Raw genomic sequence first — 23369 nt, 5'->3', positions numbered from 1 at the left:
AGCGGTGGCCCCATGGCATCATCGAGCCGCGTCCATGAACCCGTGAGAAGCCTCCCATGACTGTCGTCTTTCAGCCCACGCCTGCCACGTTGCTGCCCACTACGGACGGCCGCCAATTTCCGGTCCGGCGCATTTATTGCGTCGGTCGCAACTACGCCGAGCACGCCCGCGAAATGGGTGACGACGGCCGCGAACCACCGTTCTTCTTCATGAAACCGGCGGATGCCGCCTGGTGCGTGGCCGATGGTGAGACCGGTGTGCTGCCGTACCCCACGCAAACCAGCAACCTGCACCACGAGGTGGAACTGGTGGTGGCCATTGGCACCGGTGGCCGTGACATTCCGGCCGAGCGGGCTGCCGAGCACATCTGGGGTTACGCCGTCGGTCTCGACATGACCCGGCGCGATTTGCAGAACGACATGAAAAAGCAGGGCCGCCCCTGGGAAATCGGGAAGGCGTTCGAGCACTCCGCGCCCATGGGGCCGCTGCATCCAAAGGCCAGCACGGGTGAGTTGACCAGCGGCAGCATTCACATCGACGTGAACGGCGTGCGCAAGCAGACGGGTGACCTGTCAGAGTTGATCTGGAGCGTGAACGAGACGATCTCCGTGATCAGCCGGGCCTGGGTGCTGGCGCCGGGAGACCTGATCTTCACAGGCACGCCCGCAGGGGTGGGCCCGGTGGTTCCGGGTGACCTGATGGTCTGCGCGGTGCAGGGCTTGGGCGAATTGCGACTCACGGTGGGCGCCGCGGCATGATGAACGCGCCACTGGAGCTGTTCAATTACTTCCGCTCGTCGGCGTCGTACCGCGTGCGGATTGGCCTGGCGTTGAAGGGTCTCGATTACCTCTATCGTCCGGTGCACCTGGCCAAGGGTGAGCAACTGGCGGAGTCCTATGCCGGCGTGTCTGCCACCCGGCTGGTGCCGCTGCTGCGCGCTGGTGAGCACAGCATTCACCAGTCGCTGGCGATTCTTGAATACCTGGAAGAAGCCTGCCCGGAGCCGCCACTGCTGCCGGTGGACCTGGCGGAGCGCGCTCGTGTGCGAGCCCTGGCGCTGGACATCGCCTGCGAAATCCACCCCTTGAACAACCTGCGGGTGCTGGGCTATCTGAAGAACCAGCTGGGTGCTGACGATGACACCCTCGACCGCTGGTACCGCCACTGGGTGGAAACCGGGCTGGCTGCGGTGGAGCGGCAACTGGTGCTGCAACCCGGTCGCTTCTGCCATGGCGACACACCTGGCCTGGCTGACTGCGTGCTGGTGCCGCAGATTTTCAACGCCCACCGGTTCAAGTGCCGCCTGGACCACGTGCCGCAGGTGATGCGTGTGTACGAGGCCTGCATGGCCTTGCCGGCCTTTGAAGACACCAAACCAGAGAAGTGCCCGGATGCTCAAGCCTGATCCCGATTGGCTGGTTCCGGAGGGTTTGCCTGCCAACGTGGGTGGCCTAATGGCCACGCGCGCCGGCGGTTACAGCACCGGAAGTTTTGCCGGGCTCAACCTGCGTCCGGTGGAGTTGCCACCGATGCCGGGCCAGGACGCTGATGACGCCACCGCCTTGCTGCGCAACCGCGAACGCTTCACAGCATCGCTGGAAGGGGCGATGCCGGTTTGGCTGAACCAGGTGCACGGCACACAGGTGCAACTGCTGGATGGATCGATGCTGGATGCAGGCGCTGCGCCAGGCGGGGCTGATGGGGCTGGTGGATTGCCGGTCGCCGATGCCAGCATCACTACACAGCACGGTGTGGCGTGCACGGTGCTGGTCGCCGATTGCCTGCCAGTGCTCTTTGCCACCACCGATGGCGCCGGGGTGGGGGCGGCCCACGCCGGATGGCGCGGTTTGGCTCACGGCGTGCTGGAAGCCACTGTGGCTCGCCTGTGTGAAGCGACCGGGCAGGTGCCTGCGCAGGTGCATGCGTGGCTGGGCGCCTGCATCGGCCCGACGCAGTTCGAGGTGGGTGAAGACGTTCGGGCGGCCTTCGGCCCGGCCTGCGAAGCGTTCTTCAAGCTGGGTCCGGTGCCCGGCAAGTGGATGGCTGATCTGCCCGGGCTGGCGCGGTGGCGCCTGCAGCAGGCCGGCGTGCGTTTGATCAGCGGCGGGCAGTGGTGCACCGTCTCAGCCCCGGAGCGCTTCTTTTCCTATCGGCGTGACCGCCAGACCGGGCGCCATGCCGCCGCCATCTGGCGCCGCTGAGCCGATCGCCTCGGGCTTCCGTTGATCAGCCGTTGTCAGGTGGCAACGCGTCTTGGTTGTTTTTCGTGGGGGTCAGCGCCGCTTGCTGGGCGGCCTCAGCCTGCTGGCGCGCGCGCCTGCGAGCAGGTGTTCCCATCACATACAGCACGATGGAAAGCGGCAGCGCGCCATACAGCAGCAGGGTGAAAAAGGCCCCCAGCAGCGTGCCCTGTGTGGAGGTGGCCTCCGCGGCTGCCATCAGCACGACCACAAAGACCCAGGCGATTGCAACGATATACATTTCAAATGGTGAAACAGAAAATCACAAGGTGGAAAATATCGTCATCATCGGGTAAGCTACCCTCCGTACAACGTCGTCAGGCCAATCAATCGGCCAAACGATAACGCTGCCCCGGCAGGCCACCAGGAGACAACACGGTGAAGCACAAGGGAATTCCGTCCATCGAAGACATGGGCGCACAGGCACAGGCGCATGCAGACGCCTTTGGTTCAGCGGTGGGTGAGATCTGGAAGTCCATGTCCGGGCTCAGTGTGCCTGCGGATGGGCTGTCCCGTTTGCAGGCGGACTATCTCAAGGAAGCCACCGAGGTCTGGAATGCCTCGCTGCATGCCGGCGAAGCGGAAGCGCCGAAGCTGTCCGACCGCCGGTTTGCGGCCAAGGATTGGCTGGGTACACCGGCTTCCGCCTTCACCGCCCAGATGTATCTGCTGAACGCCCGCACGATGATGCAGTTGGCGGAGCAGGTGCAGGGTGAGCCCAAGACCAAGGCCCGCGTCCGCTTCGCGGTGCAGCAATGGATTGACGCGGTCAGCCCGAGCAACTTCCTGGCGCTGAACCCTGAAGCGCAGCGCAAGGCGCTCGAGACCAAGGGCGAAAGTCTGAGCCAGGGCCTGCAGCACCTGTGGCACGACGTGCAACAGGGCCACGTGTCTCAGACCGACGAGAGCGTTTTCGAGGTCGGCAAGAACGTCGCCACCACCGAAGGCTCGGTGGTCTTCGAGAACGAGCTGTTCCAGCTGATCGAGTACAAGCCGCTGACCGCCAAGGTGCACGACAAGCCGATGCTGTTCGTGCCGCCTTGCATCAACAAGTACTACATCCTCGATCTGCAACCGACGAACTCGCTGATCCGCTACACGGTGGAGCAGGGGCACCGCCTGTTCGTGGTCAGCTGGCGCAATGCCGACGACAGCGTGGTGGCCAAGACCTGGGACAACTACATCGAGGATGCCGCCATTCGCGCCATCAACGTGGTGCAGGAGATCACCGGCGCGCCCACCATCAACACGCTGGGCTTCTGCGTCGGCGGCACCATCCTGGCCACGGCGCTTGGCGTGCTGGCTGCGCGTGGTGAGCAACCCGCAGCGTCGGTCACCTTGCTGACCACCTTTGTCGACTTTGCCGACACCGGTGTACTGGATCTGTTCATCGACGAAGCGATGGTGCAGATGCGCGAGATGACGCTCGGTGCAGATTCGCCCAAGGGCCCGGCCTTGTTGAAGGGACAGGAACTGGCGACGACCTTCAGCTTCCTGCGGCCCAACGATCTGGTGTGGAACTACGTGGTGGGCAACTACCTCAAGGGCGAATCGCCCCCGCCGTTCGACCTGCTGTACTGGAACGGCGACTCCACCAACCTGCCAGGGCCGATGTACTGCTGGTACCTGCGTAACACCTACCTTGAAAACAACCTCAAGGTGCCGGGCAAGGTCACGGTGTGCGGCGAGAAGCTCGACCTCGGCAAGATCAAGGCCCCGGTCTATATCTACGGCTCGCGTGAAGATCACATCGTTCCGTGGCAGGGCGCTTATGCGTCCACCGGCATCTTCAGCGGCAAGAAGCGCTTCGTGCTCGGGGCCTCCGGCCACATCGCCGGCGTCATCAACCCGCCCAAGGCCAACAAGCGCAGCCACTGGCTGAACGACCAGCTGCCGGCCAAGGCCGATGACTGGCTGGCCAAGGCCACGGAAGTGCCGGGCAGCTGGTGGACCGACTGGTCGGAGTGGCTGGGAGGCCATGCCGGCAAGCTGGTTGCCGCGCCCAAGACCCCCGGCAGCCGCGCCCACAAGGTCATCGAGCCCGCCCCCGGGCGCTACGTCAAGCAAAAGGCCTGACCGGGCCTGGTGCTGCCCGCCACACCGGGGGCAGCGCCGTACCGATCACATCATCGCGACCATCCAGGAGACCCCAAATGACAGACATCGTCATCGTTGCAGCAGCCCGCACCGCGGTGGGCAAGTTCGGCGGCACCCTCGCCAAGGTAGCGGCTCCCCAGCTGGGCGCCACCGTCATCCAGGCCTTGCTGCAGCGCAGCGGCCTGTCGGGTGAGCAGATCGGCGAGGTCATCCTCGGCCAGGTGCTGACGGCCGGTTCCGGCCAGAACCCGGCGCGCCAGTCGGTGATCAAGGCAGGCCTGCCCCATGGCGTGCCCGGCATGACGATCAACAAGGTGTGCGGCTCGGGCCTGAAGGCCGTGATGCTCGGCGCACAGGCCATCCGTGATGGCGACAGCGAGATCATCATCGCTGGTGGCCAGGAAAACATGAGCGCCGCCCCGCACGTGCTGCCCAACAGCCGTGACGGTCAGCGCATGGGCGACTGGAAGCTGGTCGACACCATGATCAACGATGGTCTTTGGGACGTGTACAACCAGTACCACATGGGCATCACCGCCGAGAACGTGGCCAAGCAGTACGGCATCACCCGCGAGCAGCAGGATGCACTGGCCCTGGCCTCGCAGCAGAAGGCCGCAGCCGCGCAAGATGCCGGCAAGTTCAAGGACGAGATCGTCGGCGTGAGCATTCCCCAGAAGAAGGGTGATGCGCTGGTGTTCGACACCGACGAATTCCTGAATCGCAAGACCAACGCCGAAGCGCTGGCTGGCCTGCGCCCGGCGTTCGACAAGGCGGGTTCGGTGACGGCCGGCAACGCGTCGGGACTGAACGACGGCGCAGCCGGCGTGATGCTGATGACGGCTGCCAAGGCTGCCGCCCTGGGCCTGACCCCGCTGGCCCGCATTGCCAGCTACGCCAGCGCCGGCCTCGACCCCGCCTACATGGGCATGGGCCCGGTGCCCGCCGCCCGCAAGGCGCTGGAGCGCGCTGGCTGGAAGGCCGCCGATCTGGACCTGCTGGAAATCAACGAAGCCTTCGCAGCGCAGGCTTGCGCCGTGCACAAGGAAATGGGCTGGGACATGTCCAAGGTCAATGTGAACGGTGGCGCCATCGCCATCGGTCACCCGATCGGCGCGTCTGGCTGCCGCATCCTGGTGACGCTGCTGCACGAGATGCTGCGCCGCGATGCCAAGAAGGGCATCGCCTCGCTGTGCATCGGCGGCGGCATGGGCGTGGCCCTGACGGTCGAGCGCTGAAGCGCGACAACATCAACGGGTAAGCACGGACTTCCCGCATGCGGGCCAGGCGCCATAGTGTGTCTGGCCGGCTCAATGGATCTGGTTAGAGGAGCATGAAGATGACGAAGAAAGTTGCATACGTGACGGGTGGCATGGGTGGTATCGGAACCGCCATCTGCCAACGCCTGGCCAAGGAAGGCTTCACCGTGGTGGCCGGTTGTGGCCCGAGCCGCGATTACACGAAGTGGCTCGATGAGCAGAAGGCCCTGGGCTATGAGTTCCACGCCTCCGTGGGCAACGTGGCGGATTGGGAATCGACCGTGGCCGCCTTCGCGAAGTCGAAGGAAGAGCACGGCCCGATCGATGTGCTGGTGAACAACGCCGGCATCACCAAGGACCGCATGTTCCTGAAGATGACGCCGGACGACTGGCACGCGGTCATCGACACCAACCTGAACTCGATGTTCAACGTCACCAAGCAAGTGGTGCCGGACATGGTCGAGCGCGGTTTTGGCCGGATCATCCAGATCTCGTCGGTGAACGGTGAAAAGGGCCAGGCGGGCCAGACGAACTACTCGGCTGCCAAGGCCGGCATGCACGGCTTCACGATGGCCCTGGCCCAGGAAATGGCCGCCAAGGGCGTGACCGTGAACACCGTCAGCCCGGGCTACATCGGCACCGACATGGTCCGCGCCATCAAGCCGGAAGTGCTGGAGAAGATCGTTGCCACCATTCCCGTGAAGCGTCTGGGCACGCCTGAGGAAATCGGCTCGGTGGTGGCCTGGCTGGCCGGCCCGGATTCGGGCTTCACCACGGGTGCAGACTTTTCCTGCAACGGTGGTTTGCACATGGGCTGACGCCGCAAGGCTTCAACCAAAAGCGAAGCGGCCCTCGGGCCGCTTTTTTCATGGGCAAACAAAACGCGTAAGAACACGTCCGAGCACGTCAGAACGCGATGTAGCGGCCCGGCTTGTGGTTCACGGCCAGCGCCACGTTCATGGCCACCGCAGCCAGCACCGACAGCGCCAGTCGCTGCGCATCAACCCACGGCCAGGCCGCCAGCAAGATCAGCGCGTCCAGCGCCATCTGCACCACGCCAGCGCGCCAGCCAAAGCGGTCCTGCAGCCACAGCACCAGCATGTTGAGGCCACCCAGGCTGGCCTTGTGGCGGAACAAGATGATGAAGCCGGTGCCGATGAGCAGGCCGCCTACCAGTGCCGCGAACACCGGGTGAATGGCCTGCAGGCTGATCCACTGCGGCAGCGTTTCGCTGAGCAGGGCCAAGAGGCTCACGGCCGTCAATGTCTTCACCGTGAAACGCAGCCCCATGCGTTTCCACGCCAGCCAGTAAAACGGCAGGTTGATGGCAAAAAAGACCGGACCGAAGGCCCAGCCGCTGGCGAACTTCACGAGCAGCGCCAGGCCCACGGTGCCACCCGTCATCAAGCCGACGTGCCGGAACATCAAAAGGCCCAGGCTGACGAACAAGGTGCCGATGAGCAGGGCCTGGGCGTCGTCGTACCAGGCGTGGCGCTGCACGGGCGAAGACGCGCCCTCAGCCGCAGGTGCGCCTGAGCTCATTCGACGATGCCGGCCATGAAGAACTTGATCAGACCTTTGGCCGCAAAGCCCAGCAGGCCAACACCCAGGCCCAGCAACAGCACGAAGGTGCCGAACCGGCCGGCGCGAGACTCACGGGCCAACTGCAGGATGATGAACACCATGTACAGCATGAAGGCCGAGACCCCGAAGGTCAGGCCGAACCACGCGATCTGTTCTTCGGAATATCCGAACATTCAATTGCGCTCCGACAGCCCGGAGGTGTCCACGACGTCGCGATAGGCGTGCCAGCTGGCATGGGCCAGCCAGGGCACAACGATGATCAGGCCGAACAGCATCGAGGCCATGCCCAGGCCGGTCAGCAACAGCAGCAGGGCCGCCCAGAAAGCCATGGGCACCGGATGTTCCATCACCACGCGCCAGCTGGTGAACACGGCCCCCAGCACGCCGACATGGCGGTCGAGCAGCAGCGGGATGGCCACCACGCTGGAAGCGAATACGGGTGCGGCGAGCAGGGCACCCAAGGCCAGCCAGATCTCGAACAAGTGCCCGGTGGGCGCCAGCACCACATGGCGCAGGAAATCAACCGGCGTCTGGATGCGGACGGGTGCAAAGCCGGTGATGAGCGAGGCGGACGTGAGCACCCAGCCCAGGCCCGCGAAAGCGAGCAACAGGCCAAACACCACAAGGCGACCGTCATTCGGCTGCCAGGCCTTCATGGCCGTCTGCAGCGTGGGCTTCTCGCCTTTTTCGAGGCTGCGGCTGACGGCGTACAGCCCCGTGGCCAGAATGGGGGCCACCAGCAGGAATGCAGAGAACGCGCCGACCAGCAGCCAGAACTGGTGCCTGGCCCAGGCCGTGAGCAAACCGCCGATGCCGGCCAGCACCAAGCCGTGCAACAGGCCGGGCACGGGGCAGTTCATCAGGTCTGACCACCCGCGCGCGAGCCAGCCCAGCGGGCGCAACGCCGGAATGCGGCGTACGCCAAAGCTGCGGGATTCTTGCAAGGCCTTCTCGGCCAGACGGTTCGACATGGGACGCTATCCTGACAGGGACGGGTGGCTCGTCGCTTGACAAACAGCAAGCACGAACACGTTTGCACATGATGCCGCGACTGCGCCGGCAACGGTGAAGCGGTGTTGATTCACTGCATGCACCGCCCGGCTGCGCGTTGGCCCTCGGCTGGCTCCGGGTGGGCTCAGCCCAGCAAGGCAGTGGCTGCGGCCAGCATGCTGGCAGAGCGGCCGTCAACCAGTTCCAACTCGCGGCGCAGGCAGGTCGCGCGGAAGTTCCCTTGGGTCGACTTGTCGTAGAGCGGGTCGTAGTGCCGCCCAAGCAGCGTGTGCAGCAGGGGGTGCCAGTCGCCGCGCTGGGCCTGGCCCTGCCACTCACCCACCAGCTCGCGGCCACGCAGCTCGATCAATGCATCCAGGCGCTGGCAAAAGCCGGCCACGTCTTCGGTGCACTCTGGATACTCTTCCAGCAGCAACTCCACCCGGCCGGGCAAGGGCATGCTGACCTCGATCAGCGTGGCCGGATTGCGCATCGACTGCAGCAAGGCCTCAGGCACCTGACGCTGGCCGATCTTGCGGCTTTCGCTTTCAACGAACACCGGACGTGTCGGGTCCAGCTGCTTCAACGCACCCCACACCAGGGACTCAAAGCGCTTCTGGCTGGGTTGGGGCTGGTTGGGCAGTCCGCCCAGCACCGAACCACGGTGGGCGGCCAGTGCTTCCAGGTCCAGCGTCTGGGCGCCCGCATCACGCAGCGCATGCAGCAGACGCGTCTTGCCACTGCCGGTGCGGCCGGAAATCACCTGCCAGGTGAACTGCCCCGGCAGCGTGGTCAGCTCATCGCGCACGCAGGCCCGGAAGCCCTTGTAGCCGCCGGCCAGTTGCCGGGTGCGAAAACCCACCTGCGCCAGCACCAGGCTCAGGCTGCCCGAGCGTTGGCCACCGCGCCAGCACACCACCAGCGGTCGCCAGTCTTTCGGCTTGTCAGCCACCCATTGATCGAGGATGTCGGCGATGCGGCGCGACACCAACGCGCCCCCCACCTTGCGCGCCTCGAAGGTGGACACCTGTTTGTAGATCGTGCCCACGCGGGCGCGCTCCAGGTCGTCCAGCACCGGCCAGTTGACCGAGCCCGGCAAGTGGTCCTCCGCAAACTCCGAGGGCGAACGCACGTCGATCACCGTGTCGAACGCGCTGGGGTCGGCCAGCCATTCGGCGGCATTCACCGTGCTGAAGCTCATGGCGCAGCGCCGATCGCATCCAGCAATTCCGACTCCATCTGCAACTGCAACTTGGGCTGCTGCAGGGCCGAGCCGCTCACCAGGAACGTGTCTTCCACCCGCTCACCCAGCGTGGACACCTTGGCCAGTTGCAGGCTGATGCCGTGCGCGCCCAGCACCCGGGCGATGGCGTACAGCAGGCCGGAGCGGTCGCTGGCACTGACCGACAGCAGCCAGCGTTGGCCGCGTTCGTCAGGCCGCAACAACACGCGCGGCTTGACCGGGAACGAGCGCACGCGGCGCGACACACGGCCGCGACCCGGCGCCGGCAGCGGGCCGTCGCTCGACAAGGCGAGGATGGCTTGGGTTTCGACCAGCGAGATCATGTCGCGGTAGGCTGAGGCCCCATGGCCTTCGGCCGCCGGGCTCACCACCTGGAAGGTGTCGAGCGCAAAGCCCGCGCGCGTGGTGTGAACCTTGGCGTCCTGAATGGAGAAACCGGCGCCGTCGAAGTAGCCGCAGATGCGGGCGAACAGGTCAGGGCGGTCGGGCGAAAACACCAGCACCTGCAGGCCGTCGCCGATGGGCGATGGACGCGCCCGGACGATGGGCACCGCCGTTTCCAGATGGCGCCACAGGGCCCGTGCATGCCAGGCGATTTCGGTGGCGTCGTGCCGCGCGAAATAGCTCAGCTCCAGCGTCTTCCACAGCGGTTGCTCGGTGCCCGGCAAGGCGCTGTGCAGGGCCAGGATCTGCTGGGCTTCCTGCTTGCGCGCCTCGATCTCGGTCTCGGCATTGGGCTCAGCGCCGCCAAGTGCGCGCAGCGTCAGGCGGAAGAGGTCTTCCAGCAGCTTGCTCTTCCAGGCGTTCCACACCTTGGGGCTGGTGCCGCGGATGTCCGCCACCGTCAGCAGGTAGAGCGCGGTCAGGTTGCGGGCGGTGCCCACGCGCTGGGCGAAGTGGCGGATGACGTCGGGGTCAGACAGGTCTTCCTTCTGCGCGACCTGGCTCATCGTCAGGTGGTGTCGCACCAGGAATTCGACCAGCTGGGTTTCGTCCTTGGCCAGGCCGTGGTCGCGGCAGAAACGCCGTACTTCCACGCCGCCGAGCTCGGAGTGATCTCCGCCCCGGCCCTTGGCCACGTCATGGAAGAGCGCGGCGATGTAGAGCAGCCAGGGCTTCTCGAAACCGGCGGCCAGCTGCGAGCAGAACGCGTATTCGTGCGTGTGCTCGGGGATGAAGAAGCGGCGCACATTGCGCAGCACCATCAGGATGTGCTGGTCCACCGTGTAGACGTGGAACAGGTCATGCTGCATGCGCCCGACGATGCGGCGGAACACCCACAGGTAGCGACCCAGCACCGAGGTCTGGTTCATCAGGCGGAAGGCGTGCGTCTGGCCTTCGGGCTGTCGCAGGATGTCCATGAACAGGTCCCGGTTCACCGGGTCACGCCGGAAGGCGCCGTCCATCACGTTGCGGGCGTTGTAGAGCGCCCGCAGGGTGCGCGCCGAGAAACCCTTGATGCCCGGCGTCTGCTGATAAATCAGAAAGCTTTCGAGGATGGCGTGCGGGTTCTCGGTGTAGAGGTCGTCGTGCGACACCTCCAGCATGCCGGCACGGTCCAGGAAGCGGGCATTGATCGGACGCATCGGCACGGTTTCCGTGCGGTTGATGCGTTCCTCGATGTTCAACACCAGGATCTGGTTGAGCTGGGTGACGGCCTTCGCTGCCCAGTAGTAGCGGTGCATCAGCACCTCGGAGGCACGCTCGGACTTGCTGCCCTGGTAGCCAAAACTCTCGGCCACGGCGGTCTGCAGGTCAAATACCAGCCGGTCTTCTCGCCGACCGGCCACCTGATGCAGGCGGCAGCGGATGACCTTCAGCACGCCTTCATGGCGTTGCAACTGCTTCACCTCGAACGGCGTGATCAGGCCCTTGCTGGCCAGCTCGCCCCAGGTCTTGCCCAGGCCGGCGGCGCGGGCCACCCACATCACCACCTGCAGGTCACGCAGGCCGCCGGGGCTTTCCTTGCAATTCGGCTCCAGCGAGTAGGGCGTGTCCTCGTACTTCACATGGCGCTGGCGCAATTCCAGCATCTTGGCCTGCAGGAACGCCGGGGCGTCCATCGCCTCGGTGTTGGCATGGCGGAAGGTGTTGAACAGGCGCCGGCTGCCGCACAGAAAGCGGCTTTCCAGCAGCGAGGTCTGCACCGTCACGTCCTTGCGGGCCTCGGCGATGCAGTCTTCCACCGTGCGCACGGATGAGCCGATCTCCAGCCCGATGTCCCAGCAACCGGTGATGAAGCCCGACACCGCGCTGCGCAGCTCGTCGCTGTCGGCCTGGCCCGGAGGCAGCAGCACCAGCACGTCCACATCCGAGTAGGGGAAGAGCTCCCCGCGCCCGTAGCCGCCCACGGCGAGCAGGGCAGCGCCGGTCGGCAGCCCGGACTGCGCCCAGAGGCTGGCCAGCATGCCGTCGACATGCCGGGCCAGTGAGCGCATCAGGCGGGTGGCGCTGGTGGCCGTGGCCCGGGTGTCGCGGAACTGGTCCAGCAGCTTGGTCTTGCCGTCGCGGAATTGCTGGCGCAACTCGGCCAGGTTCAAGGGGGCGGCGGCGGGTGCGGGTACTGCGGGCATCCGTGGAGCTCAGGCCGTCATGAAGGCGGGCAGGGCCGGGCTGCCTTCGGAGACGGTCAGCACCTCGTAGCCGGTTTCGGTGACGACGATGGTGTGTTCCCACTGTGCGGACAGCGAGCGGTCTTTGGTGACGATGGTCCAGCCGTCGCCCATTTCCTTGATCTCGCGGCGACCGGCGTTCACCATCGGCTCGATCGTGAACACCATGCCGGGCACCAGCTCTTCCAGCGTGCCGGGGCGGCCGTAATGCAGCACCTGCGGTTCCTCATGGAACTTCGAGCCAATGCCGTGGCCGCAGAACTCGCGCACCACCGAGAAGCCCTGGTTCTCGGTGAAGGTCTGGATGGCGTGGCCGATGTCGCCCAGGCGGACGCCCGGCTTGACCTTCTGGATGCCCTTCCACATGGCGTCGTAGGTGATCTGGCACAGGCGCTTGGCAGCGATCGAGCCTTCACCGACGATGAACATGCGGCTGGTGTCACCGTGCCAGCCGTCCTTGATGACGGTGACGTCGATGTTGACGATGTCGCCGCTCTTCAGGGCGCGCTCGTTCGGGATGCCGTGGCAGATCTGGTGGTTCACCGAGGTGCAGATCGACTTCGGGTACGGCGTGTAGCCGGGCGGCTGGTAATTCAGCGGCGCCGGGATGGCCTTTTGCACCTTCACGATGTGATCGTGGGCCAGCTTGTCGAGTTGCTCGGTGGTGATGCCCGGCTTCACATGGGGCGTCAGCATGTCGAGAACTTCCGACGCAAGGCGGCCGGCAACGCGCATCCGCTCGATGTCGGCGGCAGTCTTCAGGGTGATCGTCATGGGTGGAATTATCGCAAGGGCCGTCGCGGCGCGCTGGCCAAGTGCCCAATTGTCCCATCGCATCGTAAAATTCCGGGTTTTCATGGGTTCGGCAACACGCGTTCAGCGGCGCCAACAGCGCCAACACCGCATTGGCCGAGCTCACAACGCGGGTCAGACCCCCTCAAAACCGCCGCCAACCGACGGGATTCCATGTCCAAAGCTTCCAAGCACCTGATGCACTTCGAGGGCGGCAACGCCTTGTCAGCCTTCCGCGCCGCAGCCCTGCTGCCCGCCCTGCAAGCTGCCTGCCCACGGATCACCGGCGTGAGTGCCCGCCATGTGCACTGGGCCCTGAGCGATGACGCACTGGACGCCGGCCAGGCGGACAAGCTCGCCGCGCTGCTGAATTACGGCGATGCCTACGAAGGCTCGGCCGACGAAGGCGCGCTGATCGTGGTGATGCCGCGCCTGGGCACCGTGTCGCCCTGGGCCTCGAAGGCCACTGACATCGCCCACAACTGCGGTCTGGGTATCCACCGCGTCGAGCGCGTCACCGAATTCCGCCTGACGCTCAAGACCGGCCTGGTGAGCAGCCTGACCGGTGGCAACAAGCCGCTGTCGGCCGATGAACTGACAGCCTGCGCCCTGCTGCTGCACGACCGCATGACCGAAAGCGTGGCTTTCGAGCGCGATGCGGCACAGCACCTGTTTGATGAAAAGCCGGCCGAGCCGATGGCCCATGTGGACGTGCTGGGCCAGGGCCGTACCGCGCTGGAAGCCGCCAACGTCGAGTTTGGCCTGGCGCTGTCGGGCGACGAAATCGACTATCTGGTGGCGGCATTCACCGGCTTGAAGCGCAACCCGTCGGACGTCGAGCTGATGATGTTCGCGCAGGCCAACAGCGAGCACTGCCGCCACAAGATCTTCAATGCCGAGTTCAGCATCGACGGCGAAAAGCAGCCGCTGTCGATGTTCGGCATGATCCGCAACACCGAAAAGCTGAACCCGCAGCACACGGTGGTCGCCTACAGCGACAACGCCGCCGTGATGGAAGGTGGCACGACTGAGCGCTGGCTGCCGCAGGGGTTCACCAACGCGCCGCAATACGGCGCCCGCACGGAAACCACCCACGTGCTGATGAAGGTGGAAACGCACAACCACCCGACCGCCATTTCGCCGTTCCCGGGTGCCTCGACTGGCGCTGGCGGTGAAATCCGTGACGAAGGCGCGACCGGCCGTGGCTCGCGCCCGAAGGTGGGCCTGACTGGCTTCTCGGTGTCGAACCTGCACCTGCCCGGCACGCAAGAGCCGTGGGAAAAGAACCCGGTGGGCAAGCCCGAGCACATCGCCAGCCCGCTGCAGATCATGACCGAGGGCCCGCTCGGTGGCGCGGCCTTCAACAACGAGTTCGGTCGCTCCAACCTGGCGGGCTACTTCCGCGTCTTTGAGCAGACCGTGGGCGAGGGCGAGGATGCCATCCGCCGCGGCTATCACAAGCCCATCATGATCGCCGGTGGCCTGGGCACCATCAGCGCCAACCAGACGCACAAGCTGCCGTTTGGCGCCGGCACGCTGCTGATCCAGCTGGGCGGCCCGGGCATGCGCATCGGCATGGGCGGCGGTGCTGCCAGCTCGATGGCGGCCGGCACCAACACCGCGTCGCTCGACTTCGACTCGGTGCAGCGCGGCAACCCTGAAATCGAGCGTCGTGCCCAGGAAGTGATCAACCATTGCTGGTCGCTGGGCGAGGGCAACCCCATCGTCGCCATCCACGACGTGGGCGCCGGTGGCATCTCGAACGCCTTCCCTGAGCTGGTGGACGGCGCAGGCAAGGGCGCGCGGTTCGACTTGCGCAAGGTGCCGCTGGAAGAATCCGGCCTGGCACCGAAGGAAATCTGGTGCAACGAGAGCCAGGAGCGCTACACCCTGGCAGTGAACCCGGATCTGCTGCCGCTGTTCGAGCAGATGTGCGAGCGTGAGCGTTGCCCCTTCGCCATCGTTGGCGTGACCACCGACGAGCTGTCGCTGGTGCTGGAAGACGGCCCGGGCGGCGAGCGCGTGATCGACATGCCGATGGACGTGCTGCTGGGCAAGCCGCCCAAGATGCACCGCGACGTGAAGCGCGTCGAGCGCAAGCTGGCCCCGCTGAACCTGACCGACGTGTCGCTCGGCAAGGCCGCCCTGGACGTGCTGCGCCACCCGACCGTGGCCAGCAAGCGTTTCCTGATTTCGATCGGTGACCGCACCGTGGGCGGCATGAACCACCGCGACCAGATGGTCGGCCCGTGGCAGGTGCCGGTGGCCGACTGCGCGGTGACGCTGGCTGATTACGCCGGTTTCCGCGGCGAAGCCATGAGCATGGGCGAGCGCACGCCGCTGGCCTCGCTCGACGGCCCGGCCTCCGGCCGCATGGCGGTGGGTGAAGCCATCACCAACCTGCTGGCTGCGCCGTTCCAGATGGAGCGTGTGAAGCTGAGCGCCAACTGGATGGCCGCCTGCGGTGAGCCCGGTGAAGACGCTGCGCTGTACGACACCGTGAAGGCCGTCGGCATGGAACTGTGCCCGGCACTGGGCATCAGCATTCCGGTGGGCAAGGACAGCCTGTCGATGCGCACGCGCTGGCAAGACGATGGCGAGACCAAGCAAGTGGTGGCGCCGGTGTCCTTGATCGTCACCGCGTTTGCCACGCTGGACGATGTGCGCGGCACGCTGACGCCGCAGCTGCAGATCGGCGACAGCACGCTGATCCTGGTGGATCTGGGCAATGGCAAGTCCCGCATGGGCGGCTCGATCCTGGGCCAGACGCTGCAGCAGTTCGGTGACACCGTGCCTGATCTGGATGATCCGGCACAGCTGAAGGCCCTGGTGGCCGCAGTGAACGAGCTGCGTGCCGCCGGCAAGCTGCAGGCGTATCACGACCGCTCAGACGGCGGCCTGTGGGCAGCGGCGTGCGAGATGGCCTTCGCCGGCCATCGTGGCCTGAGCCTGAATGTGGACATGCTGGTCACCGAAGGCGACGGCATTTCCGACAGCCGTGCCGACACGGGCGACGCGAAGAACTGGGCTGCACAGACCAGCGGCCGTCGCGACGAGCTGACGCTGAAGGCGCTGTTCAACGAAGAGCTGGGCGCGCTGCTGCAGGTGAAGACCGCTGACCGCGATGCCGTGCTGGCCACGCTGCGCGCGCACGGCCTGAGCAAGATCAGCCATGTCGTCGGCAAGGCCAACGACAAGGAAACCGTGGAAGTCTGGCGCGATGCCAAGAACCAGTTCAGCGCCCCGCTGCAAGACCTGCATCAGGTGTGGGACGAGGTGTCGTGGCGCATCGCCCGCCTGCGCGACAACCCGGAATGCGCTGACAGCGAACATGCGCTGGCGGGTGGCTCCGACAGCGGTCTGCACACCGCACTGACGTTCGACCCGGCCGTGAACGTGGCTGCGCCGTTCATCGGCAAGGCGCGTCCGAAGGTGGCGATCCTGCGTGAGCAGGGCGTGAACAGCCATGTCGAGACCAGCTATGTGTTCGACCAGGCGGGCTTCGACGCGTTCGACGTGCACATGAGCGATCTGCAGAGCGGCCGCGCCCGTCTGGACCAGTTCCAGGGTTTTGTGGCTTGCGGCGGTTTCAGCTACGGCGACACCCTGGGTGCCGGCGAGGGCTGGGCCCGTTCGATCATGTTCAATCCGAAGCTGGCCGAGCAGTTTGCTGGCTTCTTCGGCCGCCAGGACACGTTCGCGCTGGGTATCTGCAATGGCTGCCAGATGATGGCCGCCTTGTCGCCGATCATCCCGGGTGCGCAGGATTGGCCGAAGTTCACGCGCAACAAGAGCGAGCAGTTCGAGGCACGCCTGGCGATGGTGGAAGTGCTGGACAGCCCGTCGATCTTCTTCCAGGGCATGGCCGGCACGCGTCTGCCGATCGCCGTGGCGCACGGCGAAGGTTTCGCTGATTTCTCGCAGCGTGGTGACGCAGCCAAGGTGAAGCAGGCGGTTCGTTTTGTCGATGGACAAGGTTTGCCGACCGAGGCGTATCCGCTGAATCCGAACGGCAGCCCGGGTGGTCTGACGTCGGTGACCACGGCCGATGGTCGGTTCACGGTGCTGATGCCGCATCCGGAGCGTGTGTTCCGCAATGCGTTGATGAGCTGGACCGATGGCGACATCAATGCTCACAGCCCGTGGATGCGCATGTTCCAGAACGCACGCAAGTTCGTGGGCTGATGAAGCGCTAGTTCCGTCTGTTCGCTGATGGTGAAAGGCTCGCTTCATGCGGGCCTTTTTTTCGTCTGTACCTGGCTTGTTGGGTGGTGAGCGATGGGTGGAGCGTGGGCAGGTGGAGCGCGGGCAGGTGGGTGTCCGGGTCTGCTGCGCTCGTGTCCCCCGCCGACAGCCTGCGGCTGCCGTCTCCTCCTTTTACCTCGCTTCGCAGACCCGAACACCCACCTGCCCAGGCGACGGTTGGGGCTGGGGTGACGATGAGGTCAACGCTTTTCTTGGGCTCAGTGCGTACTCAGTGCGCATGGCGTGTCGAGTGTTTGCGCGTGGCAGTGCGCATCGGCTGGAGGGGCCGAGGGTGACGGGTGAGTGCCGGAGCGAAGTCAAGGGGGAGGGGCGGGCGCAGCCCGACCCGGAGGACATGAGCGGAGGCACTCACTCGGCGACCGCGGCCGAGCGCCATCCCTTCCGCAGGCTCCGTTGGAGGCTGGGTGACTTCGGCGCCGGTACTGTTTCATCTTCGGTTGGCGCGCGGGCAGGTGGGCCTCCGGGTCTGCTGCGCTCGTGTCCCCCGCCGACAGCCTGTGGCTGTCGTCTCCTCCTTTTACCTCGCTTCGCAGACCCGAACACCCACCCGCCCAGGCCACGGCTGGGGCTGGGGCTGGGGCTGGGGCTGGGGCTGGGGCTGGGGCTGGGGTAACGATGGGGTCCACGTTCCAGAGTTCAGTGCTGTGCGTTGCGAGCCGGGTATTTGGGCGTGGCAGTGCTCATCGGCTGGAGGGGCCGAGGGTGACGGGTGAGTGCCGGAGCGAAGTCAAGGGGGAGGGGCGGGCGCAGCCCGACCCGGAGGACATGAGCGCAGGTACTCACCCGGCGACCTTGGCCGAGCACCACTTTTCTCAGAGCCGGCTACCCAAACGCACGCCTTGGTCAATGGCCCGCTTGGCATCCAGCTCGCCGGCTTCGAAGGCGCCGCCGATGATGTGGACCTTGGCGCCGCCCGCTTCCAGCGGCACCTGCAACTCGCGCAGCGGCTCTTGGCCCGCGCACAGCACGATGGTGTCGACGGGCAGCCAGCGCAAGTTCTCGCGTTGCTCGCCGTCGCTGATCTGCAGGCCCTCGTCGCCGATGCGCTCGTAGTTCACGCCGCCAATCATCCGCACCTTTTTCTGCTTCAGGGCGGCACGGTGGATCCAGCCTGTCGTCTTGCCCAGACCGGCGCCGAGTTTGCCGGCCTTGCGCTGCAGCAGCGTCACGTCACGCGCCGGGGCGTGCAGCGGTGCCGGGCTTTCGGTGGCCAGGCCACCGCGGGCCAGTGCCGGGTCCGTCACGCCCCATTCGGCCAGCCAGGCCGGCAGGTCCAGCGCGGTGGAGGTACCGCTGTGCACCAGGAACTCCGCCACGTCGAAGCCAATGCCACCGGCGCCAATCACGGCGACGCGGTCACCCACCTTGGCGCCCTTGAGCACCTCGATGTAGCTCAGTACCTTCGGGTGGTCCTGGCCCGGGATGCGCGGGTTTCGCGGAACCACGCCGGTGGCCAGCACCACATCGGTGTAGCCGCCTGCCAGCAGGCTGGCGGCTGAAACGCGGGTGGACAGGTGCAGTTGCACACCGGTCGCGTCAACCCGGCGGCGCCAGTAGCGCAGGGTTTCATGGAACTCTTCCTTGCCCGGCACCTGCTTGGCCAGGTTGAGCTGGCCACCCACCTCAGCTGCAGCGTCAAACAAGTGCACCTCATGGCCACGCTCGGCCAGTGTGGTGGCCACCGACAAGCCGGCCGGGCCGGCGCCAACCACGGCCATCTTCTTGCGCGCCGGAGTGCGCTGGATGATGATTTCCGTCTCGTGGCAGGCCCGCGGGTTCACGAGGCAGCTGGTCAACTTGTTGACGAAGATGTGATCAAGGCAGGCCTGGTTGCAGGCGATGCAGGTGTTGATGTCCGCCGCGTGCCCTTCAGCAGCCTTCTTCACGAAATGTGCGTCGGCCAGCAGTGGGCGGGCCATTGAAATCATGTCGGCGTAGCCCTCGGCCAGCAGCACGTCACCCAGCTCCGGCGTGTTGATGCGGTTGCTGGTGACCAGCGGAATCCGCACCTCTTCCTTCATCTTCTTGGTCAGCCAAGCGAAGGCGCCACGCGGCACGCTGGTGGCGATCGTCGGCACGCGGGCTTCGTGCCAGCCGATGCCGGTGTTGATGATGGTGGCACCTGCGGCTTCGATCGCCTTGGCCAGCATCACCACCTCTTCCCAGCTGGAGCCGCCGGGCACCAGGTCGATCATGGAGAGGCGATAGATCAGGATGAAGTCGGGGCCGACGGCTTCGCGGGTGCGGCGCACGATTTCCACGGCGAGGCGCATGCGGTTGGCATACGAGCCGCCCCATTCGTCGTCACGCTGGTTGGTGTGGGCGGCGAGGAACTGGTTGATGAAGTAGCCCTCGCTGCCCATGATCTCGACGCCGTCGTAGCCGGCCTCGCGGGCCAGCACGGCGCAGCGCACGAACGCGCGGATCTGGCGCTCGACACCGCGGGCCGACAGCGCGCGGGGCGTGAACGGCGAGATGGGCGATTTGATGCGCGACGGCGCCACCGCCAGCGGGTGGTAGGCGTAGCGGCCGGTGTGCAGGATCTGCATCGCGATCTTGCCGCCCTCGGCGTGCACCGCATCCGTCACCACCTTGTGTCGCTTGGCGCCACCGTGGGTCACCAGCATGCCGGCGAACGGCTTGGCCCAGCCTTCGATGTTCGGGGCGAAGCCACCCGTCACCATCAGACCGACATCACCCTGGGCGCGTTCGGCAAAGTACGCGGCCAGCTTACGCAGGTCGCGGCCCTCTTCCAGGCCGGTGTGCATCGAGCCCATCAGCACGCGGTTCTTCAGGGTGGTGAAACCCAGATCGAGTGGCTGCAGCAGGTGAGGGTAGGCAGTCATGGCATCAGCGATGGAAAACGAACGATCGTTCGATTGTGGGCCCGGTGCGGCCGGGTGTGCTCGCTCCGGCTAGGCGAGATGCCTCAAATCTGCATCGGGATTACCCGCGATTCACGCAATGCATGTCCAATAGCGGCATGCATGACACCGACCCCGCCGATCCCGGGCGCATTGATGCGCGGCTGACCGACCTGGAAATCAAGGCCAGCTACACCGACGACCTGCTCGAAACGCTCAACCAGATCATCGTGCGCCAGCAGGCGCAGATTGACCTGCTCGCGCGTGAGGTGCTGCAGCTCCGTCAGCAAGCCCCCGACAGCGGTGGCGGCGCTGCCTTCCGCAGCCTGCGCGACGAATTGCCGCCGCACTATTGAGCCCATCCACCCAGCGCCCCGTTCAGTCTGTCCGGATTCGCCCATGACCCACCCCGCCTTGTTGCGTGTCGAGCAGTTCTGCCGCCAGTACCAACTTCAACATCCGGTGGTGATGGCCCCGATGGCTGGCGTGACGCACCACGCCTTGCCCCTGGCCTTCAGTGCCACCGGCGGCATGGCGGCCTTTGGTGCCCTGATGCATGCAGCCCCGGCGATGGAGGACTGGGTGCTGCAGTTCCGCAGCCAGGGCGGCGGTCCCTTGCTGCTGAACCTCTGGATGCCTGAGCCCGCGCCTGCCGTGCCGCAGCCGGACCACGAAGCCGCGCTGCGCGGTTTTCTTGCCGGCTTCGGCCCGGAAGTGCCGGCGCACGCCGCTGATGCGCCGCTGCACGACGTGAATGAGCAACTGGAGATGGCCCTGGCGCTGCGTCCGGCGGTGCTCTCCACGATCATGGGTTTGCTGCCGCCCGAGCGCGTGGCGCAGGCCCGCGCGGCCGGTGTGGCCTGGTGGGCGACGGTGACGACGGTGGCCGAGGCTCGGCTGGCTGAAGCCGCCGGGGCGGACGTCATCGTGGCGCAAGGGGCCGAAGCGGGCGGGCACCGCGGCGCGTTTGTGGCGGCCCATGCCCAGCGTGATGCGGTGGGCCTGATGTCGCTGCTGCCCCAGGTGGTGGATGCCGTGCAGGTGCCGGTGGTGGCCGCAGGCGGCATTGGTGATGCGCGGGGTGTGGCGGCGGCCTTGCTGCTGGGCGCCAGTGCCGTGCAGGTGGGCACGGCGCTGCTGCGCACGCCCGAAGCCGCGGTGCACCCGGCCTGGGCCGGTTTGCTGGCTGTGACGGCGCCGGAAGACACCCAGCTCACGCGGGCGTTTTCAGGGCGCTGGGGGCGCGCGCTGGCCACCGACTATGTGCGCGCCGCTGCAGCGCCGGAGGCGCCTGAACCCGCGCCTTATCCACGCCAGCGCGGCTTGACGACGGCGATGCGTGCCGATGCCACGTCGGCCGGCGATGTGCACCGCATGCAGGCCTGGGCGGGCCAGTCTGCCGGCCTGGCCCAGGCCATGCCGGCGGAAGACTGGCTGCGACACACCTGGCAGCAGGCCGGGGCGTTGCTGGGCTGAGCCAACTTCAAGCAGGCGGCAGCCAGCGGGCCAGCATGCGGGCCAGTTGCTCTCGCGTGTAGGGCTTGGCGAGCAGGTCGTCCATGCCCGCCTCGCGCGCGGCGAGGTGGTCTTCGGGCAGCGCGTTGGCCGTCAGGGCGATCACCGGCAATCGCGGCAGGCCAGCTTGCTGTGCTTCCAGGGCGCGCCAGCGGCGGGTGGCCGCGTAGCCGTCCATCACGGGCATCTGTCCATCCATCAACACCAGGTCAGGCCGTTCCTGCGCCAGCGCCGCCAGCGCGTCTGCACCGTCAGCCACCTGTGTCACGGTCAAGCCCAGCGAGCGCAGCATGGCTACCGCGATCAGGCTGTTGACCGAGTTGTCTTCTGCCAGCAGCACGCTGCCGCGCAGGCTCTCGGGCGCGGCGGCGGTTTCCGCAATCACATCGGCCGTTGCTGTCGCAGGGCAAACCGGAAGGATCAAGTGGAAGCTGAAGCGGCTGCCCACGCCGATCGTGCTGTTCACGGCAATGTGGCTGCCCATGCGCTCCACCAGCCGATGAGAAATCGCCAGCCCGAGCCCGCTGCCGCCGAAGCTGCGTTGCGGCCCCTGGTCGATCTGCTGGAACGGCGTGAAGAGCTGGTCGATGCGGTCAGCCGCGATGCCGATGCCGGTGTCTGTCACCGCAAACAGCACGGTCAAGGCCTGTGAGCCTCCCGGGGCAACAGGCGCATCAGCGGCAGGCACGGAAGGCAGTACCTTGACGGCCACGCACACTTCCCCTCGCTGGGTGAACTTGACGGCGTTGGCGACCAGGTTGATGAGCACCTGCTTCAGGCGCTGGGCGTCGGCCAGCACCTGGGCGGGCAGGGCGGGGTCCAACTCGGCCCGGAAGCTGAGTTGTCGCGCGCTGGCACTGGCCGCGAACAAGGCATGCACCTCGATGACCAGGGCTTGCAGCGACACCGGGTCTGCACGCAGATCGACGTGGCCAGCATCGATCTTCGAGAAGTCGAGCGTGTCGTTCAGCACCGCCAGCAGGCCCTGGCCGGAGCTGCGCGCCACATCCAGCAAATGCCGCTGCGACGGCGACAACGTGCCCTCATTCAGCAAGTCCAGCGCGCCGAGCACGCCGTTCATCGGGGTGCGGATCTCGTGGCTCATCGTGGCCAGAAAGCGGGCCTTGGCCTGCGCCCCGGCCTGCGCGGCCTGCATGGCCTGGCGCAGCTGCTCGGCGTTGGCTTCCGCTTCGTGCTTCAGGCGCAGTGCAGCCAGGGTGGTTTGCCGCATCGAGCCGACGTTGCGCAGCAAGGCCGCGCAGAAGGCCAGCGTCATCGTGGCCAGCGGCCACGAGCGCAGGTCCGGGTGCAGCGCCAGCATGCCCGTCAAGGGCAGCAGCATGGCGCAGATCAGCACCTCGGCGCAGCGCCCGATCAGGGCCATGTAGAAGCTGGTGATGGCAGCGGTGCCCGCCAGCAGGATGATGTGAAACTCGCGCCCCTCCAGATCGAGGCCCGGAAACAGTGCCAGGGTGGAGATCAGCCACAGCAGCCCTGCCAGCATGGCGTTGGCCCGCACCTGCCGCATGGCGGCCAGGCGCAGGCTGCGGGTGCGCAAACCGCTGCGGCGCGCCTGCCAGTGAATGCGCAGCCGCCACAGGCCGCTCACCACGGCCATGCCCGCCAGCAGCATGCTGACGGGCCAGAGCGCCGGCAGGTGGACGGTGTAGAGCAGCAGCACCCCCACGGCCAGCCACAACAGCGGCACGCTGCTGGGGGCGTGCGACAGCACCATGAACAGCGCTTCGCGCTGAACGCGCTCCTCCAGGTCGTCGTCAGCTGGCTGAGGCACAGGCGTGGGCACCGGTGAGGGCCGCGCCGAGGTGGGCGCGCAGTTCAGCGCAGCAGACAACGTGCATCGATCAACTCCGGTTCGGGCCGCAGCCCGGGGGGTGAAAGCGGCGGGTTGA

18 protein-coding genes are annotated in these 23369 nt (G+C 66.3%); 9 read left to right on the top strand and 9 right to left on the bottom strand.

All coding sequences use genetic code 11. The annotated features are described in order from the left end of the window. Positions 1-56 precede the first annotated feature (56 nt). From AACH00_RS17885 to pgeF, 3 genes are read left to right on the top strand one after another with little or no spacing between them, the layout of a single operon-like run. Positions 57-758 (top strand): fumarylacetoacetate hydrolase family protein, encoded by a 702-nt coding sequence (locus tag AACH00_RS17885; protein WP_341400534.1) that lies wholly within the window; start codon positions 57-59, stop codon positions 756-758. Between the two features lie 11 nt (positions 759-769). Next, positions 770-1405, top strand: a complete 636-nt coding sequence (gene maiA, locus AACH00_RS17880) for a maleylacetoacetate isomerase (protein ID WP_341400546.1) — start codon at positions 770-772, stop codon at positions 1403-1405. Continuing rightward, the gene (gene pgeF, locus AACH00_RS17875) at positions 1392-2201 is read left to right on the top strand and encodes a peptidoglycan editing factor PgeF (RefSeq protein ID WP_341400533.1); all 810 of its coding nucleotides are present in this window, start codon (positions 1392-1394) and stop codon (positions 2199-2201) included. Before maiA ends, pgeF begins: the two co-directional genes overlap by 14 nt. 25 nt (positions 2202-2226) lie before the next feature. On the opposite strand, the gene AACH00_RS17870 is transcribed toward pgeF, so the two are convergent. Beyond that, positions 2227-2481, bottom strand: coding sequence for a hypothetical protein (locus AACH00_RS17870; protein ID WP_341400532.1), 255 nt, complete (start codon positions 2479-2481; stop codon positions 2227-2229). Positions 2482-2651: 170 nt separating this feature from the next. Between AACH00_RS17870 and phaC the strand changes: the two genes are divergently transcribed. The 3 genes from phaC (at position 2652) to phbB (ending at position 6411) form a co-directional block, all read left to right on the top strand. After that, positions 2652-4316 (top strand): class I poly(R)-hydroxyalkanoic acid synthase, encoded by a 1665-nt coding sequence (gene phaC / locus AACH00_RS17865; RefSeq protein WP_423221959.1) that lies wholly within the window; start codon positions 2652-2654, stop codon positions 4314-4316. 77 nt (positions 4317-4393) lie between these two features. Next, on the top strand, positions 4394-5572 hold the full coding sequence (locus tag AACH00_RS17860; protein WP_341400531.1) for an acetyl-CoA C-acetyltransferase: 1179 nt from the start codon (positions 4394-4396) through the stop codon (positions 5570-5572). A gap of 101 nt (positions 5573-5673) precedes the next feature. Continuing rightward, entirely contained in the window at positions 5674-6411 is a 738-nt protein-coding gene (phbB, locus tag AACH00_RS17855; RefSeq protein WP_341400530.1) for an acetoacetyl-CoA reductase, read from the top strand. A gap of 88 nt (positions 6412-6499) precedes the next feature. Here the strand turns inward: phbB and AACH00_RS17850 are convergent, their stop codons facing one another. The 6 genes from AACH00_RS17850 to map form a co-directional block, all read right to left on the bottom strand. Further along, positions 6500-7135: a YitT family protein gene (locus tag AACH00_RS17850; protein WP_341400529.1), complete on the bottom strand. Its 636-nt coding sequence runs from the start codon at positions 7133-7135 to the stop codon at positions 6500-6502. Continuing rightward, a complete protein-coding gene (locus AACH00_RS17845) occupies positions 7132-7350 on the bottom strand; it encodes a DUF2788 domain-containing protein (protein WP_341400528.1) in 219 nt (72 codons plus the stop codon). The genes AACH00_RS17850 and AACH00_RS17845 overlap by 4 nt, the downstream gene beginning before the upstream one ends. After that, entirely contained in the window at positions 7351-8148 is a 798-nt protein-coding gene (locus AACH00_RS17840; RefSeq protein ID WP_341400527.1) for a DUF2189 domain-containing protein, read from the bottom strand. Positions 8149-8312: 164 nt separating this feature from the next. Then, the gene (gene mnmH / locus AACH00_RS17835; RefSeq protein WP_341400526.1) at positions 8313-9368 is read right to left on the bottom strand and encodes a tRNA 2-selenouridine(34) synthase MnmH; all 1056 of its coding nucleotides are present in this window, start codon (positions 9366-9368) and stop codon (positions 8313-8315) included. Continuing rightward, positions 9365-11983, bottom strand: coding sequence for a [protein-PII] uridylyltransferase (locus AACH00_RS17830; protein ID WP_341400525.1), 2619 nt, complete (start codon positions 11981-11983; stop codon positions 9365-9367). The genes mnmH and AACH00_RS17830 overlap by 4 nt, the downstream gene beginning before the upstream one ends. Before the next feature lie 9 nt (positions 11984-11992). Then, positions 11993-12796, bottom strand: a complete 804-nt coding sequence (gene map / locus AACH00_RS17825; protein ID WP_341400524.1) for a type I methionyl aminopeptidase — start codon at positions 12794-12796, stop codon at positions 11993-11995. Between the two features lie 192 nt (positions 12797-12988). Here map and purL point away from each other — a divergent pair, with 192 nt between their 5' ends. Further along, on the top strand, positions 12989-16999 hold the full coding sequence (gene purL / locus AACH00_RS17820) for a phosphoribosylformylglycinamidine synthase (protein ID WP_341400523.1): 4011 nt from the start codon (positions 12989-12991) through the stop codon (positions 16997-16999). 893 nt (positions 17000-17892) lie between these two features. Here purL and AACH00_RS17815 read toward each other — a convergent pair. Then, positions 17893-19926, bottom strand: coding sequence for an oxidoreductase (locus AACH00_RS17815; RefSeq protein ID WP_341400522.1), 2034 nt, complete (start codon positions 19924-19926; stop codon positions 17893-17895). Between the two features lie 137 nt (positions 19927-20063). Here AACH00_RS17815 and AACH00_RS17810 point away from each other — a divergent pair, with 137 nt between their 5' ends. Together AACH00_RS17810 and AACH00_RS17805 are read left to right on the top strand one after the other, a co-directional pair. Next, the gene (locus AACH00_RS17810) at positions 20064-20300 is read left to right on the top strand and encodes a SlyX family protein (RefSeq protein ID WP_341400521.1); all 237 of its coding nucleotides are present in this window, start codon (positions 20064-20066) and stop codon (positions 20298-20300) included. A gap of 43 nt (positions 20301-20343) precedes the next feature. Next, the gene (locus tag AACH00_RS17805) at positions 20344-21420 is read left to right on the top strand and encodes an NAD(P)H-dependent flavin oxidoreductase (protein ID WP_341400520.1); all 1077 of its coding nucleotides are present in this window, start codon (positions 20344-20346) and stop codon (positions 21418-21420) included. A 7-nt stretch (positions 21421-21427) separates the two neighbouring features. Here AACH00_RS17805 and AACH00_RS17800 read toward each other — a convergent pair whose 3' ends face one another. Then, a complete protein-coding gene (locus tag AACH00_RS17800) occupies positions 21428-23311 on the bottom strand; it encodes an ATP-binding protein (protein ID WP_341400519.1) in 1884 nt (627 codons plus the stop codon). Positions 23312-23369 lie beyond the last annotated feature (58 nt).

Source organism: Ideonella margarita, assembly GCF_038066635.1.
GTDB lineage: Bacteria > Pseudomonadota > Gammaproteobacteria > Burkholderiales > Burkholderiaceae_C > Ideonella > Ideonella margarita.
Note: the sequence above shows the minus strand (reverse complement) of the source record. Positions and strands in the feature narration are given on the sequence as shown.

Excerpts from the sequence above, each read along its gene's own strand:
- AACH00_RS17885 (WP_341400534.1), top strand. The coding sequence starts at position 57 with ATGACTGTCGTCTTTCAGCCCACGCCTGCCACGTTGCTGCCCACTACG.
- pgeF (WP_341400533.1), top strand. The coding sequence starts at position 1,392 with ATGCTCAAGCCTGATCCCGATTGGCTGGTTCCGGAGGGTTTGCCTGCC.
- AACH00_RS17870 (WP_341400532.1), bottom strand. The coding sequence starts at position 2,481 with ATGTATATCGTTGCAATCGCCTGGGTCTTTGTGGTCGTGCTGATGGCA.
- phaC (WP_423221959.1), top strand. The coding sequence starts at position 2,652 with ATGGGCGCACAGGCACAGGCGCATGCAGACGCCTTTGGTTCAGCGGTG.
- AACH00_RS17860 (WP_341400531.1), top strand. The coding sequence starts at position 4,394 with ATGACAGACATCGTCATCGTTGCAGCAGCCCGCACCGCGGTGGGCAAG.
- phbB (WP_341400530.1), top strand. The coding sequence starts at position 5,674 with ATGACGAAGAAAGTTGCATACGTGACGGGTGGCATGGGTGGTATCGGA.
- AACH00_RS17850 (WP_341400529.1), bottom strand. The coding sequence starts at position 7,135 with ATGAGCTCAGGCGCACCTGCGGCTGAGGGCGCGTCTTCGCCCGTGCAG.
- AACH00_RS17845 (WP_341400528.1), bottom strand. The coding sequence starts at position 7,350 with ATGTTCGGATATTCCGAAGAACAGATCGCGTGGTTCGGCCTGACCTTC.
- AACH00_RS17840 (WP_341400527.1), bottom strand. The coding sequence starts at position 8,148 with ATGTCGAACCGTCTGGCCGAGAAGGCCTTGCAAGAATCCCGCAGCTTT.
- mnmH (WP_341400526.1), bottom strand. The coding sequence starts at position 9,368 with ATGAGCTTCAGCACGGTGAATGCCGCCGAATGGCTGGCCGACCCCAGC.
- AACH00_RS17830 (WP_341400525.1), bottom strand. The coding sequence starts at position 11,983 with ATGCCCGCAGTACCCGCACCCGCCGCCGCCCCCTTGAACCTGGCCGAG.
- map (WP_341400524.1), bottom strand. The coding sequence starts at position 12,796 with ATGACGATCACCCTGAAGACTGCCGCCGACATCGAGCGGATGCGCGTT.
- purL (WP_341400523.1), top strand. The coding sequence starts at position 12,989 with ATGTCCAAAGCTTCCAAGCACCTGATGCACTTCGAGGGCGGCAACGCC.
- AACH00_RS17815 (WP_341400522.1), bottom strand. The coding sequence starts at position 19,926 with ATGACTGCCTACCCTCACCTGCTGCAGCCACTCGATCTGGGTTTCACC.
- AACH00_RS17810 (WP_341400521.1), top strand. The coding sequence starts at position 20,064 with ATGCATGACACCGACCCCGCCGATCCCGGGCGCATTGATGCGCGGCTG.
- AACH00_RS17805 (WP_341400520.1), top strand. The coding sequence starts at position 20,344 with ATGACCCACCCCGCCTTGTTGCGTGTCGAGCAGTTCTGCCGCCAGTAC.